Here is an 18747-nt window from a genome sequence, read left to right as displayed (position 1 = left end):
CAGGAATGAAAAAGATGAATATAGATCTTAATGATAAAAATTACCGATTTCCGGCGCTTTTTATCGTGACAGCTTTCATACTTGTCATTACCGCTGGGATTACATTTGCACGGTATGTGCTTCAGGAAAACCACAGCGGGGCTGCGGAGGCTGAAGCGTTTTACTTTACCAGTGATTTCCTGAAAGAAGTATCAGAAAATAAGGTTTATCATATAGATCCTAAGGCCGGCAGCTTTGATATTACATTCTCTAATTCTGCTGATTCGAAGCGGATCACACAGAAAGCTATTACTTTTGATATCAATGTTGAAGGGGGAACACTAACTAGTGCAGAAAACCTGATACTGAACGGAAGTAGTAAGGACGAGGAAAAGGTCACGATCACCCCTGATCCGGGCTCATCTAAAGTGACGGTAACTGCATCTTCCAGTACACCATATAAGAAGACTCTAAAGGCTGAATTTGTGTTGGAACCTGGCAATCAATATTCTATTGAGGATGCGGAAAATAACCGGGCAGCTGTTCTAACGATTACATGTGTGGAAACGCCATCGGATGGGATTACTCTTATTGTACCGTCAGGTGTGATACCAGACGCTGCGAATACGATGATCACCAAGGAGCAAGATGGAAGTTTCAAGTTCAGCCCAAAAGAATCGGGGGTATATACATTGGTATTACTGAAAAAAGAGGTGGAAAAGAATCTATCCAGACCAGAAAAAGACTTTGAAGAGGCTGACAAAATTGATTTAACAGCGGGGGAAGCACAATAAACAAAGAGGGGGATTTTGGCCTGCTTGATGGAGGGAGTGTCATGAGGATGAATAATCATAGAAAACAAATTAACCCGGGAGGACACAGGCATTCATTTTTGACCATTGTGCTTATTCTATGCCTGCTGCTAAACTCCACGGGCCTTAACTTCATACCGGTCTATGCAGCACAAGACAGTCCGTCTCCAATCGACGTGGGGGGCGGGGTATCCGCTGTACTTCAAGAGGGAGTCCTTACCCTTTCAGGAGAAGGAAGGACAGATGACTATAGCGCTGAAACTGCGCCATTTTTGCCTTATGCAGGTGAGGTACATACTTTAGTTATTGAGAATGGTGTAACATATATTGGAGCGTATCTATTCTATGGACTGGGGGAACTTGGCGGCGAACTGACATTGCCCGGCAGTATTACAGGCTTTGGAGATTATGCATTTGCCGGAGAGCAGTTAGAGTCCGCCCCTAAATTTACAGGAATAAAGAATGAATTCGAAAGCGCAGAAATAGAAGACCCCGTTCAGTCTGATGGAGAACTTGAACCGGATCTTCCTGAAAATGGAAGTGACACTGCCTTGGAGGGAAACAACAGCGAGACGGAAGTAACGGTACCTTCCGAAGAGGTGGTGCCGCCGGAAGATGTGGACGACGGATCTGCTGGAGATTTGATATTGCCGGAAGATAATGCAGAGGAATACAAGGAATCTTCACCAGAGGACTCAGAGGGAGAAAAATTATCCGGCGAAACAGCAAATTATACAATTTCAGACGAACAGTCATTACCGAAGGAGGATGCAGGAGAAGAAGTTACTCAGGAAACAGCCTCTCAGGAATCCGCCTCCCAGGAAGCTGTCTCTCAGGAGCCGGTTCTCCGGCAAAAGGATGCCGTACTGAGCGGACAGCCTGCGGATAATATCCGAACCAAAGTTATAATGCAGCAGGAGATTGATCATCCGGAAACCCTTTTCGTAACGGGGCAGGATGGATATGTAATATGCAGGAATGAAAACACGACATTTGCAGAGAGTGCACGGGCAGCTGGATATAGGGTTTCAGATACAGCTGAAAATGAGGAACAGAAAGACCCGGAGGAGAAGGAATCCCTTCTTACAGAAACGCCAGAGCCGGCGGCGTTGTATTCCAAAGCAGCTGTTGCAGCAGAAGAGGTATATTGTGTATATGTGAATCAGGAAAGTGGAGATGATAACAAGGATGGTACGGAAAGCCTGCCATTTAAATCATTGACCAAAGCAGCAAAATACCTGATGGAGAAGAACCTAAACGGGACAGTTGAGACAAATAAAATTATACTTCAGGCAGATTACGATATGGATCAAGCTGATGATTCAACTGAAAAAAGCGGTGGGATACTAGGTGGAACTCCAGTGAATGTTACTATTTGCGGGAGTACTCAGCAAATAAGACTAAAAGGTAGTGGCGAAGATAAGGATAATATAGAAAAAGCTATAGATTTATCTGGAAATCTCAAGCTGGAATCCCTCACACTTGCAACCCTGCAGCATATATATGGATCCGGACATGATATCATTTTTGGTAAAGATGTAACTTCCAAGGGGACATATCTTTACGGGTCTTATAGAACACCTATATCTACCCAAAATGTTAAGGTTGGGAAAATTGAAGTTGAGAGCGGTGGAATTGCCAGAATTGTAGGGTATATCAGGTCTTTTAACACTAATGTTTTGAATGTTAATAACCAGGAAGCTAATATAACCGTAGGCGGTAATGCCATTGTATCCACCATTGTTGCAGGCAGTGCATCAGGAGGCATTGAGAATGCCAATGTAAATATTAATATTGAAGGTGGAATGGTGACTACAGTTATTGGTGGAAACCAAGGATTCACTGCGGTAAAATCTCCATATAGCGGAACTACTAAGATAGAAGTTTCCGGAGGAACTGTAGGGGATATCTATGGTGCAGGAACGGGGAGGAATGCAAGTATTCCTACGTATTTGGGAAACCTGGACATAAAGGTGACAGGAGGAAAAGTAACAAATATCTATGGCGCAGGGTCGGCTGCTTTTGTTAAGAGTGAAGGGGACACAATGTCCTCCGTAAGGATTTCCGCACAGGGAGGCACTATCGGAAATATCTATGCAGCCGGTAAAGGAAATGAAAATGGTGTATCTCTGTATAAAGATGAAAGTACAAACTATACCTTTGCTGAAGAGACTACTCCCGAAAAATTTGGCAGTTTAACAGGATCGGCAAGTATAACCGTCGGGGGCAGCGCTATAGTAGAGGAAAATATTTATGCCAGCGGTTCGGGTGACAGTGGAACAATTACGGGGTATGATGGAGACGGGTTAAAAAGCAATGCCTATTTGAAGGGCACGGCAGAAATAACTGTCAATGGAGGAACGATTAATGGCAGCATATATGGTGGAGGGAAAGGAATTGCCCAGTCCGGATATGAAGAGTGTGCACGCGTAGATACTGGTTCAACAGTAAAAATCGCGATTGCCGGCGGTGAAGTGAAAGGTTCTGTTTTTGGCGGCGGAGAGAATGGAAAAGTAAACGGAAATACAGATGTTACAATAAGCGGCGGAATAGTCAGCGGCAATGTCTACGGCGGTAGTAAGAATGCGGTTGTGGAAGGAAAGACGAATGTAACCATAACAAATGGTACAATAGAAAACTCTGTTTATGGAGGTTCACTTGGCAGTCCGGGCAGCAGCCTTGTACTTGGAGGAGCCACCGTTAATATGACAGGCGGCTGGGTGAAAAAAAACCTTTATGGCGGAAGCGAAAAAAGTGATGACGGTGTAGTAGAATCTGGTTCAACTAAGGATATGATCTTTGTCAATTTAACAGGAGGGACTGTTACAAAAAATGTGTTTGGGGGAGGGTATCTAGGAACGGTTTATGGGTCTACCCATGTACATATCGGCATACATGCCCCGGATAAATGTACATATTATAATAACCATGCCGTTGAGAAACCGCAGTTAACCTCGTCTAAACTGCTGGTGGAAGGATCTGTCTATGCAGGCGGCGATTTTGGAGGCGGGGCGGATTATAATGCGATCACTATAACAGGAACATCCCATGTGTATATAGACGGAACTGGGTATAATACAGGGACAGGAAGTACAGAGGAGCCAGATCTGACGATTTCAGGCGGCGTATTTGGAAGCGGGGCATCCTGTGATGCGGGTTCTACCCGCCTTGTTACCCTGGATCATTATGGTGTATTGGATGAAAGTGCGGATAAAACTAATACCACACGTACCTTAGAAGCCATACAGCGTGCGGACAGAGTCCTGTTAATTGAGTCCCATGTACGTTTGAAAGGCAAGTCCGATATAGCAAACAACAACACGACGGCATTATATTCTCTGAACCGTATTGGGGATCATTCGAATCCGGATGTAGGAACTCTTGGAAAAGGCCTGGTGCTCAAGGGTGGCAGTACAGTAATCTTAGACTCAGAAGCAATCGGACTTGGAAGATTCAGCAGCCGTGATAAAGAGGACGGCATAGTTGGGCTGGATAAAGTTGGGAATACAGATGGTATGACATCAAATAAAGTGTGTTTTGACAGTGGGACGGTATTCCGTGTGGCTGTTGAAAACACAGATAAAAGTTTAGAATATGGAGAGGTTTCTGGCTATGCTTATATGGAGGCAGGAGAGACGGCAGAGGTTTTTGCATACGCCCGTACTAAGACAGAAGAAAAAAACAAAAATGATGGAGGATTTGTAGATCCCCGGAAGACGGATGAAGAAATCCCTTATTACAATGTAGGATCAACATATCGTTATTGGCAAATGAAAAAAGATGCGGGAGCTGTGTCGGAACGAGAGACCGTCCTGACGGCACAGGAACTCAAAGCGGGGGATAGCGGTTATATTGACGGAACATATTCTGTGGCAGAGGGAACGATTGAGCTTCCTCATGCATCCGAACCGACTGTCTATACGATTGAGCAGGTAAGCCTGGTGGATGCCAGTGGTATGACACTGGTTGAAGCAGCTAAGAGCGGTATGGGGAATGACGATGAATGGTTCACGTCGCAGACCAATCAGGAGTCTGGAGAAAGTATTACGCAGGAACAAGAGAAGAAGCTTATTCAAGATAATCCCTTGTCGCATTTCGGCCTTTTTATGAAAGCAGGGGAGGGATTTTCTTCGGGTACCGGTAAAGAAGGAAAAGTGGTTTCTGAAAAATCAATTATAGCGAATGATAAGAATACAATCATAAAGACGAGCACAGCAGAAACACAAAAAAATATTATGCCTCAGATTAAGTTTTATCTGACTTATAGCAACAAGGGAATAACCGTCAGTAAAAAGCTGGGGGCAGTAGTGATTCAGATACAAGGGAAAGATAGCAGTGGAAAAATAACAACGATAAACATGAAGGTAGAAATCATTACAAAGGCAGCAGCCCTATCTGACCAGACTATAGATCTGTATGCAACGCAGAGCGGCAGTTATACCGGAAAGCTGACAATTCCGTCAGGGGTAAGCCGGACTTTGCATTTACAAAAGGTTACCAGCGGAAATTCAGAGAGATTTATAAGTTATGACGCCCCAACGATAACCGGGCAACAGTTTGGCATAAGCATGCAGCAGGTACAGTCGTCAGGATGGACAGAGGCGGCGGTTACTAAGCCGTATGATTTAAAATCATTTACGTCAGGCCAGGTGAATATTGGAACTACCGATAGCCGCTATGAAGCTATAATAGAGTTTAATTTGAAAAATGCACCAGGATTTACAGATCAGGAAAGCCCGGATACCGTATTATTAGAATTTGCGGATCAAGCAGGGCAGGTAACCAAGATTACTCTCCATATTTATTGGAAACCGTCTGTTGTATCAAAAGTTCAATTATCGGCAGGTCGGCATTATAATCAGATCGTGAAGGAAGAAAATTCCCCATCTATTTCTTCTAAAAGCGCAGTGACAACCCAGTTTACATTGGGAACTCAGGTACAAATAAATGATCTTTGGCTGGAACTCAGAAATATAGAAAACGGAGATACGAAAATATTTCCGCCCGGCACCAGCCTAACGCTTATAACAAGTGCAGAGTTTTACATTTATACGGTATCGGGAAGTGAAGCGCAGGGTCGAATTCGTTTGTCCGACTTTAAAAGTATGTGGGATGACACAGCATTTACAGGCACTACTGCCGCTGGTGCGGTATGGGACATTATTGTTGATTTCAGTACTGGTACATCAGGGCTGTCCCCGGGAAATTATGGCCTGCGCTTAAGAGAAGATAAAAGCGCCGATTCCCAGGATGATTATTTTACCGTAAATAACAGCATACCTGTGGTGACGATAGCAAATGCGCCAACATCCGGTTTATCCAGAGGGGAATATCAATTCACTTTATCTGCATCAGCAAGCGGAGATACCAGGTTTAATGGCAGCGTGTGGGCTGTGCTTGCGCCGGAGGGCGGAACAGAATTTCCGGTGGGAACTGTGATACAGTATGAAGAAGGCGGTGAAATGTTTTCATTATATCCCAGAGGAGGAAAGACGTATCTTCCTATGCCTGAATCAGGCAGCAGAGTATTTACCATGAGTACAATGGATACAACAGGGCTGAAGCCCGGACAAATAGGGTTAAAGGCTGCAATCATGCCTGGAGGTGTCAGTGCAGGCGCGTCATGGGAGAGTGTTGGGGGAAGTCTGACTCCGATTACTGTAACAGCTAACCCTGAAACGGCACTTTCCATTGCACTTCTAGGCGATGGAACAAGAGTGGTAAAAGCCGGAGATAAACTGCAATTCAAAGCGGATTATCTGAATGGTATGAATGAGTCAGCGATTAAAGTAGGGGTACAAAAAAAGTCTGGGGAAGCTTATATCGATGCTGCTGCCGAATGGGGCGTGACCGGAAATACAGTGACTGCAGGGACAGGAACTAAGACGATTGACGTAACCGTTGCAGAATCGTCTGCGGCAGGCACCTATCGTATCTTATTCACACTCGGAGACAAGGAAGTGCCATACAATGTGATTGTAGAGTAACGGGCAATATACACGCTAATAGGGCAAAAGGAGCAGACATCAGTTAAAAAGCCACTGAAAACATGTGTCATACGTTGTTTTCGGTGGCTTTTTCAGCTGCCCAAAATACATTGACAACCGGCAGTTTTATATAATATATGTTAATAAATCCAATAAAATGAATTGGATTCATTTCAAACATTCTTTATAGCTATCATTATGAAATATCTAATTTCAATCCTGAGGGCTGTTTCGCCCGCTAATTCAACGTTACCCAAAAGTTTTCCGGCTAAAAGTTTGACAAAAGGATAGTGAAAGACTATACTTTTTACTATATTGAACGTGTTCAAATCAAGTTCAATATTCTATAGTAAAATGATCAAAAAAATATATAAACAAAAGTATACAGTGGATTTATGGAGGTAAACAAATATTATGAACTGCAGCCAGGATACAAAAGATAAAATCATTGAAGCCGCAGGCATAATGATAAAAGAAAAAACAGACGTAAACAAAATCACTGTCCGTGGCATTGCGAAGCTGGCAGGAGTAGGAACAGGACTAATAAACTATTATTTTGGAAGCAAGGACAATCTTCTTGCAGCCGCTATCGAAAAAAGGGTTGATGATGCGGTAGCACAGATTTTGAACCGAGCAGAAATGCAGTCAATGGATCCGGCAGAAAGAATTAAAAATATGCTGGATACGATCTTCGAACTGTCTGAAGCATATGAAAAACTGGCGAAATTCATGCTGACTATGGAAGTCCAGCGAGGCAGCATGCAGGTGGAACTGTATATGATTCCCATGTTAAAAGAGCTGTTTCAGAATAGAAAGAATGAGCTGGAACTCCGCATTATAGCTCTTCAGATTATACAGCCTCTGCAGGTGGCGATTATATCTGCCAGTACTTTTAAGCTATACAGCGGCGTGGATATATACAAAAAAGAAGAGAGAAGGAAGTTCATAGATACATTGGTAAATAATGTGGCAGGAGACGCCAGGGGGGAATGAGAATGAACCGGGACACCATTTTAATAGTAGATGATATGGAAGTGAACCGTGCGATTCTCCATGTACTGTTCGAGCAGGAATATAATCTGCTGGAAGCGGAAAATGGAGAACAGGCTCTGATGCTGATAAAACAGTACAGGGAATCTCTGGCTGCTGTCCTGCTGGATGTGGTCATGCCTGTAAAAGATGGATTTCAGGTTATGCAGGAAATGGGACAGAATGGTCTTATGACTAATATTCCTGTTATTATTATAACTTCCGAGGATTCTATGGAAAACGAAGTACGTGCCTTTGATATGGGAGCGTCTGATATTATTATTAAGCCATTTGAACCCCATGTTGTCAGAAGAAGGGTACGTAATGCAGTAGAACTGAACCGTCATAAGATGCATCTGGAAGAAATGCTGCAAGAACAGACAATGAAAGTGAGGGAATCGAGGGATGTAATCATGGACACCCTTTCTTCCATAATTGAGCACAGAAGCGCGGAGACTGGGCAGCATGTTTTGCGAATCCGCAAGTTTACAGGGGTGCTTCTGGAAGATGTCATGTATTCCTGCCCGGAATACGAGCTGAACGAAAGGGCAATTCAGGTCATTGCAGAAGCGGCGGCGCTCCATGATATTGGTAAAATAGCAATTGCTGACACCATTTTGAATAAACCGGGCCGTCTTACAGACGAAGAGTTTGAAATCATGAAGAAGCATACGGTTAAGGGGTGTGAGATTCTTTCAAGTCTGGGCAGAATGGGGGATGAGGAGTATCTGAAGTATGCATATAATATCTGCCGCTATCACCATGAACGCTGGGACGGAAAAGGATATCCCGATGGGCTGATCGGCGACAATACCCCGGTTTATGCGCAGGCAGTGGGGATCGCCGATGCTTATGATGCTTTGACTACAGACCGGGTATATAAAAAAGCCATTCAGCCGGAGCAGGCGTTGAATATGATACTCAATGGGGAGTGCGGAATGTTCTCTCCAAAGCTGCTGGAATGCCTCAAGAATGTGCGGATTAAGTTCTTCCGGCTGACCCGTGAATATGCGGACGGTAATCTTCCGGGCACTGCATTTAAATACCAGGACACCCTGGATCCTGTACTGCATACAGATCAGGAAAATGCACCAAAATTGGAGCAGATGAAATATTTTGCCTTGCTCAGACACCTGGATTCGACAGTGGTTGAACTTGATATGGACAGCGGGGTCTATCATCTGGTTTATCAGCAAAACGAGGACTTTCAGGATCTTAGATCCGGCAGTACCTTTGAAGAATCGCTGAGTAATTTTATAGATCATGCAATATACCCGGATGACCGTCCTCTTGTTGAAGGAATCCTGGGTGAATATATGGAGAACTTTTTTAAGCACGGGCTGATCAAACGAACCCGCAGCTATCGGGTTCTGCACCGTGAATCCGGAGAATATATCTGGTATAAAGCAACTTCCCTGCGAGTGAATATCGAGAGTCCCAAACAACATAAAGTACTGATTATATGGGAAAGGGAAGAGCCGGAAGAGATAGATGAAAAAGTGGAGGGGCAATCCGGACACGATCTTATGACGGAGAACCTTCCCGCTGGTATTCTGCAGTGTATGAATGACCAATGGTTTACGATTACATACCTGAATAATGGGATTATTTCGTTATTTGGTTACACCAGAAAAGAAATTAAAGAGAAGTTTCATGACCGGTATATTGAGATGATCCATCCAAAAGACCAGCCTGCAGTACATAGGCATTACAGGGAACAGTTGTCTGAGGGGAGAGCACAGACGCTGGAGTATCGGATTTTGACAAGGGAAGGCGCTGCGCTGTGGGTTCTGGAAAAATGCCGGCTGATTGTGGGTGCGGACGGGATAGAATATGTGAATTGTATCCTTACGGATATCAGTGGGATCAAAAAAGTTCAGGAGCAGATGGCTCTTTCAATGGAGCGTTACCGCATTATTATGAATCAGACGAATGATATCACCTTTGAGGGGGATCTCGAAAAGCATACAATTAGTTATTCCTCAAATTGGGAGAAAAAGTTCGGTTATAAGCCTCTGTCAAAAAATATCTTCGCTGAAATCCAGAAAGCTTCCCATATCTTTCCGGAAGACCTGCCTGCACTTCTTGAGCTGATGAAAAGCGCTTCTGCTGGAATTCCGTATGGTGAAACTGAAGTGAGAATTGCCAATGCACAGGGAAAGTACCTCTGGTGCAGGATACGCGTGACTACCCAGTTTAATGAGGAGAAAAAGCCTGTCAGGGTGATCGGTGTCATTATAGATATAGACGGTGAGAAGCGCCAGATAAAAGAGCTGTCTGCGAAAGTGCAGATGGATTCGCTGACAAAAGTATTCAATAAAGATACGGCGGTTGGGAAGATCAGACGCCGCCTGGAGTGGGCAGAGGAAGCAGGTTATACCCAGACGAATTCTTCGGACTGCGGTCTTGCAGGAGGGGGATCGTCTGTAAAAAGAACGAAGTTTGCACTTATGATTATTGATCTGGATAATTTCAAACAGGTGAATGATTCTATGGGACATATGTTTGGAGACGCTGTTCTCGCAGAAGCAGCCGCTAAGATCAAGGATATTTTCAGGGGAGGAGATATCATTGCCCGTTTTGGAGGGGACGAATTCCTGGTTTTTCTGGAATACAATACAAAAGGAGAATTTCTGCATAAAAAGGCGGAGAAGATTATCCGGGTATTGAAAAGTATCTATCATGATAAACTCTCTGACCTGAGTCTGACATGCAGTATTGGTATTGCATTATTTCCAGAGGATGGACTGGACTTTCAGAATCTCTTCCAGAAGTGTGACAGGGCGCTGTACCATGCTAAGCAGAGCGGCAAGAACGGTTATGCATTTTATGATGCAGCAGTGATGCAGAAATCATTCGTACTAAATTCAGAACAGAGTACGGCGGCAGGCACCCGGATCGATTCGTATGGGGAAGAAGAGGTCAGTGTAGACAGTATTGTTCCTGAGTCATTCCAGAAATTATATGAATCAGGAGATATTGAAAAAGCGGTGAGGTCGATTCTGGAGATGGTTGGGATGCGCTATAATGTCAGCCGTGTTTATATATTTGAAAATTCTGTGGACGGCACGAGATGCACGAATACCTTCGAATGGTGCAATGAAGGAATCGAACCTGAGATCGGCGGGCTGCGTAATATTGAATATAAGCATCTTGGCTGTGAATATCAGAATAATTTTGACGAAAATGGAATTTTTTACTGTCAGGATATTTCTGACTTTTCAAAGAAAAAACATCCGTTTTTATATAAAAGAAACATACGGTCCATGCTGCAGTGTGCGGTGAGCGACGAGGGCAGATTTGCAGGTTTTGTAGGCTTTGACGACTGCCTGGCCATGAGGCTGTGGACGAGAAACCAGATTGATGCGCTTAAATTTATTGCAGAATTTTTATCCACGTTTCTGCTGAAGAAGAGGGCACAGGACCGTGCTCTCGAGGCAGCCGAGAATTTGGATATGATACTGGACAACCAGAATTCATGGATCTATGTCATTGATCCTGACAGTTACCGCCTTCTTTACATTAATGCAAAAACAAGGGATACGGTACCTGATGCACGGACAGGGATGTGCTGCCATAAAGCTTTTTTTCATAGAGAAAGCCCCTGTGAGCTATGCCCTGTCAGAGGAATAAAGAGTATAAGAAGCAAAACAATGGAGGTGTACAACCCGGTGCTGGATGTCTGGTCCATAGCGGATGCTTGTATGATTAAATGGGGCAGTGATGAGGCATGCCTGCTGGCCTGCCACGATATTACACCTTACAAATCAGAGCAGGATAAGCGCGGGCAAAAAAGAAGGAATTCTGAGTGAATAGATGAAGGGAGGTAATGAAATGGAAGATGGAAATGGAAGGGAAGAAGAATATCTGCCAAAAGTGGAAAATCCCCTGAAACAGAATAAGTCAGAGGCAGAATACATCATGCTTATGAGTTCGCTGCAGGTGAGTGTCAGCAAACACCTGCTGGATCAATACTATACTATGGTATGGTCCAATGATTTTTATTATGACCTGATCGGTTATTCTAAAGAAGAGTATCAGGCAAGGTTCCGGAACAGACCGGATATCTATTATACGAGCCATCATTATGAGGATGAACTGAATAAGATCCGCGGGGCGGTAATGGAGGCGGCAGAGGCAGGGAAAGAAGGGTACAGTATTATTACCCGTATGCCGGTCAAAGGCGGCGGGCATAAGTGGGTGAGGATGAACGGCCGCTTTACAGAGGAAGTGCTTGACGGTATTCCGATTGCCTATACGGTCATCACCGATATCAACGACCTGATTGAAATGGAAAAGACACAGTCTATTACATATCATAACATCCCGGGATTTGCTGCAAAGTTTTTGGTGAAAACAGAGCGGGATGTGAAATTGTTAGAGGCGAATGATAAATTCCAGGAATTTTTCGGGATCGGAGAATTCGGGGATATGTCAGAACAGACTCTTAGGATGAATCTGGATATGAACAGAGATGTAATTTTGTCCCAGATGAGCCGTATAAAAAAAGGAGAACATGTACATTTTCTGGCAAAGATGCTGAATAAGGACGGCCAGACTGCCTGGATGCAGATTAACGGGGATTGTGTGGACTGGATTGGCGGCTTTCCTGTATATCTGCTTATTTACATTGATGTCACGGACGTAAAAGAGCTGCGTGAGATGCAGAAAGAACTCAAAGCCCAGGCTCAGCAGCTCAGTGATGCTCTGCGCTCCGCTGAAAACGCAAATAGGGCAAAATCAGATTTTCTCTCCAGAATGTCTCATGAGATCAGGACTCCGATGAATGCAATTATCGGGATGACAACGATTGCAGCGGCGCATATAGAAGAGAGAGAAAGAATACAAGACTGCCTTGCTAAAATCAGTTTTTCCTCAAAGCATCTGCTTTCCCTGATCAATGACATACTGGATATGTCTAAAATTGAAGACGGAAGGCTTTCGGTCTCCCATGAAAAGTTTGATCTCGGGCGTCTCCTGGAGTCAGTGACTGCGATCATTCATCCGCAGGCGGTCGACAGGGGACTTGAATTCGATGAATCCATACAGGGAGTGATGGATGAGGAGCTGATCGGAGATTCCATGCGTGTAAATCAGATTTTGCTCAATCTTTTATCAAATGCGCTAAAGTTTACGCCTGAGGGAGGTCATGTCAGGCTTGATGTCAGGCAGTTGTTTTCACAGAAGGGACGGATCAGGCTGAGGTTTACCGTATCCGATACGGGAACCGGTATGAGTGAAGGATTTCTACAACATCTGTACGAGCCTTTCGAACAGGAACGCAGGCAGGGATATTCCCATATGCAGGGAACCGGACTGGGAATGCCCATTACAAAGAACCTGGTTACAATTCTGGGGGGAACGATTGCGGTAAAAAGCAAGGTAAATGCGGGAACCACATTCACGGTGGAGCTGCCCTTTGACCTGGCAGATTCAGACAGTTCTTATGAGAAATATCCGGAGCTGGATACGCTGAAAGTGCTCATTGGCGATCACGATCAGGATGTCTGCCAGTATGCATCACTGCTTCTGCAGAAATTCGGAATTGACGCAAAATGGGTGACGGACAGCATGGAAATCGTGGAGGAAATTCGGCAGTCACACGAAGCCGGAGAGGATTATGACATTTGTTTTATTGATCTAAGGATGCCGGAGATCAGCGGCGTGGAAGTTGCCAGAAAAATCAGGTCTATTGTGGGCTATCATACACTGATTATTATTATCACCGCATATGATTATGGAGAGATAGAGGAGGAAGCACGGGAAGCAGGTGTGAACAAGTTTCTTGCGAAGCCGCTGTTTGCGTCGTCTCTTTACAACACATTGCTGGACATTACCGGAAAAGGCAAAGAAAAAGCGCCGGCAGATAATCCAGCGCAGGACTTTGATTTCAGTGGACGCAGGGTGCTACTTGCCGAGGACAACGCGCTGAATCAGGAGATTGCCGTGGAGATTCTGCAGATGACGGGCATCCATGTGGAGACAACCGCAGACGGAGCCCAGGCTCTGGAGGCTTTTGCTGAATCAACGGAGGGGTATTACGATGCCGTTCTGATGGACATTCAGATGCCGCTGATGGACGGATATGAGGCGGCCCGGGCGATCCGGTCCAGCACACATCCGCAGGCAGGCAAGGTTCCGATTATAGCCATGACTGCGAATGCGTTCCAGGAGGATGTTGCAAAATCCCAGGAAGCGGGGATGGACGCCCATATTGCGAAGCCCATCGAACCGGAGCTCCTGTACCGGACGCTTAAGAGGCACTTCTACTGAAACAGCTTCCGGATTCTGCTCTCCCCTTTTCGCAGGGCATCCTGCGGGGAAAGTTCTTTTTGATAAGCCTGGATACATACGTCCTGAAGGATCGTCTCTATCTCATACGGAGGAACGATCCTGTCGGGAGCCTGGAACGGATAGACCCGGTTCCGGGATTTCTCGATGCACTTTGTGTTCAGTCTCATCCAGGGATAAAGCCTTAAAATCTCCTGGTTCTCATAGGGGTAAAGTACGGTGGACTGCCCGTTTAAGGTCGTCATATAGTAGCTTGTTTTCTTCTGAGATATCCACTTAAAGTAGTTTGCTATTAGTTCTGTATGGCGGGTCGTCTTGCTGATGCCCATATGCCACCCTACATTAGCCGGAGTCTGACCGGGGAGCATGCTGTAATCGATTTTCGTTATAATATCCCCGTGCAGGCAGTCGTTAATCAGCGTTCCGTATTCTGTAAAGGAAAGAAGCATGGCGGTACGTCCGCTTCCAAAATCCTGGAAACTGGAATTGATGGAGGTGTTCGAAATGCCGTGTTCCGTAAAGCGGGCGGTATCCAGAAGACTCTGCAGTGCCTTGACATTCTGAGGCGTATCCAGTTTCAGGCGGCCGGCGCTGTCATACAGGCCGCCCCCGAAGCTCCAGAGACGTATCTGCAGCTCCAGGGCAAATTCTTCATTGACGCTGCCGATGACGGATGTTCCGTATAAAGTCGGCGAATAGGGGTTAAATTCTTTCGTAAAAAACTGTGCAATGCCGTTGAATTCTTTCCAGGTTTTAGGAGGACGCAGCGGCATATTGTACCTTGTTTCAAACTGGTTCTGGATGGACGGCTGTTCAAATAAATCCTTTCTGTAAAACAGGATATGGGATCCGCCCACGATAGGGAATCCGTAATACCGTCCCTTATAGCATGCATTGGACAGGTTCTTTGGAACAAGATGCCTAGAAAATACCTCGTTGGATGTAATCAGTTCGGTTATGTCTGTGAGTACATTTAAATTTACCAGATATGTAAGCCATGAGATATCATACATATATACATCATATCTGCTTTTTTCCCTGGCACTGTCTGCAACGATCGTTTCGATCAGTTCTCTGTAGCTTACAAAATCAAATTCTATCTTAACCTCATGCTGCCTCTCAAACTCTTTTGATACTGCATATAATGAGAGGATAGTTGGCATGGAGGTGGCAATAATGCGCAGTGTCCTCTTGGGAGCCTTTGGGATGTGGTAGGGAATGGGAGCCTTGGGAATCTTGATATGGCTTCCTATCACATTGTCTTTGAAGAGCATGAACTCCTTTTCAAAAAATGCCGACTCCTGAAGATTCTTCATGAGAACCTGAATGCTGCGGATGCCAAGCGTGTAAGCGGTACGGGACGTGTGCAGCAGGTTCGGCAGGTAGTTGCTCTCATTCCAGGATTCTTCTCCAAGAGTGATGATACAGGTATCTTTTGGTATTTTGATTGAACAGAGATTAAAGGCCTCAATCACCCCTTTAGCCAGTGGATGCGACGAAGTGATAATTGCCTGAGGCGGTTTTTCTACGATATTAAACATGGCCTTTCGGAAAGAGGATTCTTTTGTAAAGCGCGTCTCAATGATCTGATCGGCGTCAAATTCCAGTTCCAGGTCATCGTGGGCATCGGTAAATCCCCGGACACATTCACGTTCAGAAAAGTAATCACTGTGTCCGATCATGAGGTCAATATTGTGATATCCGTTTTCAATCAGCTTTTTCGTAAGATAGTAACAGGAATTGTAATTGTCAAATGCCAGAAAGTTTGCGTCTATATTATCGGGAAAATGATCGATAAATACGGTTGGAATGTTGTGCCTGACAATGCTGTTCTGAAAATAGTCTGCATTCTGGGGCTGGCATGTAATAAGAATGATACCGGCTACATTTCTGCCGATGAGCTGGTCTATGATCTTGCGCTCCAGTTTTGGCGTGTGATAAGAAAAGGATATATTTAACGTATAATCCATGTTCTCTGCGCTGGAGATGATTCCCTTCAGAATATCGGCATGGCAGGAGTCATCAATATCAGGGAATACAACTCCGATCTCTCTGGATGCCTCAGATTTGAGGCTCTTAGCGGATGCATTGGGAATATAGTTTAATTCTTCAATGATCTGCATGATCTTTGCCCGGGTAGCGGGTTTTACGGTTTTCGTATTATTAATACAGTTTGAGACGGTCGCAATCGAAACGCCCGCTTTTTCCGCAACATCTTTTAATGTTGCCATAAGAATCCCTCCTTGCTTTTCTCCAAATTTTATAATAATATTGTCATAAGTAAATAAAAAAGTCAAACGGAATTTAAGATAAAGTTAAACGTTTTAAAAATGAAGTTAACGGTTCAGGCAGGTATGGACTGACCTGTTACAAAGGAGGCGCACCGTGCATTTCGAGTTTAAGATTATACAAAATGAGTATACGTTGTGCCCTCCGGACTGGGGCATGACGGATGAATGCGCCGCATTTTACCGCATGTATTATGTCTGCGGGGGAAAGGCCTGGTTCCGGCAGGGGGAAAAGGAGGTGCAGCTGGAAAAAGGGTGTTTTTATGTACTACCCGTGATGCAGCCCTATTCTCTGCGGCATGACCTGGACGACCCGCTGGAAGTACTCTGGTTTCATGTGGAGATGGATATCTCCCTGGCTATGAATTTTACCTGCATTGAAATTCGTTCGGATGAAGAATTGTATTATCTGCTTCACAGCATTCGGCTCCTGCAGCGTGATCCCGCCTGTTTTCAGGACGTGTCCAGGCTGTTCGATATCTTTTTGAAGCGGATCAATGAGAGGCTGCCAATCTACCGCACGAGCAGCCGGCGCATGAAGCGTGTGCTGAAGTATATTGATGAGCACATTGCTGAGAATCCGGGGGTGCAGGAGCTGGCAGAGTGTGCGGGTATGGAACGGTCTTATTTTACAAGGCGGTTTAAAGAGATATTCGGCATGTGCCCGAGCCAGTTTATCTATACCAGGAAAATGAGTGTGGGAGCCCAGGCTCTGCTTGGGGGCAGGACAGTGAGTGAGGCTGCTGCCCTCTGCGGATACAGTGATTCCAAGACATTTTCCAGAGCATTTAAAAAATATATGGAAGTCACTCCCGGTGAATACAAAAAATGTCACATTGAGCAACCATAAAGCCACAACAGAGCGTTGTGGCTTTTTTCATGGAGTGTTAGGATGGAAAAAAGAGAGTAAAAATCTGGAAGAATCTGCAGGTCCCGGTTCTTTGGGAGCCTGCAGGTATATAGTAAAGGAGGAAAAAAAGTATGCTGCATGATCCGTCACACAAACCGGTGATTCCGGAGGAGAAAGAAATTATACTTACACAGAAGGACAAAGATATCTTAAAAACACTGGGAGAGAGGATTGCGGAGATCTCAGGCGATAAAAGAAATGAAGAGAATGCCAGAAACTGGACGCTTTTGAATGACAAAAAATCGGTAAAACCAATGGTATGGATCAATGAGATTCCATGGCATGAGATGAATGTAAACGATGAGCTGACCCTGAAGTGCACACATCCATGGGCGAGAAATCTGGAGGACACGCTGAAAAAGACAATTTTCCAGTGGAACCATTTCCCCGGAGATATGGTGGTGAACCCCTATATCGAATGTCCGCTGGCGATCCACTCCACGGATTTTGGTATTGTGGAAGACGTGGATGCCGCGTATACGGATCAGGAAAATGAGATCTATTCCAGGCATTTTAAGATTCAGATCCAGGAGCCGGAAGACATTGAAAAGATCAAGATGCCGGTGATCACCCATTATGAAAGGGCTACGCAGTATTCCTATGATGCAATGCAGGATGTATTTGCGGGAATAATCCCTGTCAAAAAGGTGGGGCAGACCCACATATGGTATACGCCGTGGGATTACCTGATCCGTTGGTGGGGCGTGCAGGAAGCGATTATGGATCTGGTCATGAGGCCGGATATGGTACATGACATCTATGAAAAAATGGTACAGGCATGGATGGTGGAGCTGGATCAGTTTGAAGAGCAGAACCTGTTATCACTGGACTGCAATAACACCCGGGTAGGTTCAGGCGGTTACGGGTATACAACCGAGCTTCCCGGTGAGGATTTTAATCCGGAACACATACTTGCAAAGAACATGTGGGGATGTTCCAATGCACAGATATTCTCAACCGTATCTCCTGAGATGCACTGGGAATTCGCAGTTGAACATGATTTGAAGTGGCTCAGGCGGTTTGGCCTTACCTATTACGGATGCTGTGAACCGCTGGACCTGAAGGTTTCCATGCTTAGAAAAATACCCAATCTGCGTAAGATATCCGTATCACCCTGGTGTAACAGTGAAAAGATCATTCGTGAGGTTGGGACGGACTATGTCATGAGCAGAAAGCCGAACCCGGCCATCGTTGCGGGCAATATGTTTGATGAGGCCCAGGCTGAGAAAGAAATCAGAGAGTTTATGGAGCTGACAGAGGGGCAGTGCCATGTGGAACTTATCTTCAAAGATATCTCAACCGTAAGACATGATCCACAGCGGCTGTTTAAATGGGAGAAGATTGCGATGCGTGTTGCAGGGGACTATGCAAAATGATTTAAACGTTTAAATTTAAAATTAAATTTAAATTGATTTTAAACTCCCTCAGAATTATAATGAGCTTAACAAGAA

8 protein-coding genes are annotated in these 18747 nt (G+C 44.9%); 7 read left to right on the top strand and 1 reads right to left on the bottom strand.

The genetic code is table 11. The annotated features are described in order from the left end of the window. Positions 1-5: 5 nt before the first annotated feature. The 5 genes from BN1938_RS03095 to BN1938_RS03075 all read left to right on the top strand — a co-directional run bounded on the left by BN1938_RS03095 (position 6) and on the right by BN1938_RS03075 (position 14080). Entirely contained in the window at positions 6-773 is a 768-nt protein-coding gene (locus BN1938_RS03095; RefSeq protein WP_050639191.1) for a hypothetical protein, read from the top strand. Between the two features lie 41 nt (positions 774-814). After that, positions 815-6778: a hypothetical protein gene (locus tag BN1938_RS03090; protein WP_050639190.1), complete on the top strand. Its 5964-nt coding sequence runs from the start codon at positions 815-817 to the stop codon at positions 6776-6778. A 414-nt stretch (positions 6779-7192) separates the two neighbouring features. After that, positions 7193-7771: a TetR/AcrR family transcriptional regulator gene (locus BN1938_RS03085; protein ID WP_050639189.1), complete on the top strand. Its 579-nt coding sequence runs from the start codon at positions 7193-7195 to the stop codon at positions 7769-7771. After that, the gene (locus BN1938_RS03080) at positions 7768-11619 is read left to right on the top strand and encodes a diguanylate cyclase (protein WP_330581536.1); all 3852 of its coding nucleotides are present in this window, start codon (positions 7768-7770) and stop codon (positions 11617-11619) included. The genes BN1938_RS03085 and BN1938_RS03080 overlap by 4 nt, the downstream gene beginning before the upstream one ends. Positions 11620-11641: 22 nt before the next feature. After that, a complete protein-coding gene (locus BN1938_RS03075; protein ID WP_050639187.1) occupies positions 11642-14080 on the top strand; it encodes a response regulator in 2439 nt (812 codons plus the stop codon). On the opposite strand, the gene BN1938_RS03070 is transcribed toward BN1938_RS03075, so the two are convergent. Further along, positions 14074-16329: an extracellular solute-binding protein gene (locus tag BN1938_RS03070; protein WP_050639186.1), complete on the bottom strand. Its 2256-nt coding sequence runs from the start codon at positions 16327-16329 to the stop codon at positions 14074-14076. The genes BN1938_RS03075 and BN1938_RS03070 overlap by 7 nt on opposite strands. Positions 16330-16483: 154 nt before the next feature. Between BN1938_RS03070 and BN1938_RS03065 the strand changes: the two genes are divergently transcribed. Both BN1938_RS03065 and BN1938_RS03060 read left to right on the top strand, forming a co-directional pair. After that, positions 16484-17236, top strand: a complete 753-nt coding sequence (locus tag BN1938_RS03065; RefSeq protein ID WP_050639185.1) for an AraC family transcriptional regulator — start codon at positions 16484-16486, stop codon at positions 17234-17236. A gap of 131 nt (positions 17237-17367) precedes the next feature. After that, entirely contained in the window at positions 17368-18672 is a 1305-nt protein-coding gene (locus tag BN1938_RS03060) for a hypothetical protein (RefSeq protein WP_050639184.1), read from the top strand. Positions 18673-18747: the final 75 nt, after the last annotated feature.

Origin of the sequence: Eubacterium sp. SB2 (genome assembly GCF_001244405.1) — a bacterium.
Taxonomy (GTDB): domain Bacteria; phylum Bacillota; class Clostridia; order Lachnospirales; family Lachnospiraceae; genus Faecalicatena; species Faecalicatena contortus_B.
Note: the sequence above shows the minus strand (reverse complement) of the source record. Positions and strands in the feature narration are given on the sequence as shown.

Excerpts from the sequence above, each read along its gene's own strand:
- BN1938_RS03060 (WP_050639184.1), top strand. The coding sequence starts at position 17,368 with ATGCTGCATGATCCGTCACACAAACCGGTGATTCCGGAGGAGAAAGAA.
- BN1938_RS03095 (WP_050639191.1), top strand. The coding sequence starts at position 6 with ATGAAAAAGATGAATATAGATCTTAATGATAAAAATTACCGATTTCCG.
- BN1938_RS03075 (WP_050639187.1), top strand. The coding sequence starts at position 11,642 with ATGGAAGATGGAAATGGAAGGGAAGAAGAATATCTGCCAAAAGTGGAA.
- BN1938_RS03070 (WP_050639186.1), bottom strand. The coding sequence starts at position 16,329 with ATGGCAACATTAAAAGATGTTGCGGAAAAAGCGGGCGTTTCGATTGCG.
- BN1938_RS03085 (WP_050639189.1), top strand. The coding sequence starts at position 7,193 with ATGAACTGCAGCCAGGATACAAAAGATAAAATCATTGAAGCCGCAGGC.
- BN1938_RS03090 (WP_050639190.1), top strand. The coding sequence starts at position 815 with ATGAGGATGAATAATCATAGAAAACAAATTAACCCGGGAGGACACAGG.
- BN1938_RS03080 (WP_330581536.1), top strand. The coding sequence starts at position 7,768 with ATGAGAATGAACCGGGACACCATTTTAATAGTAGATGATATGGAAGTG.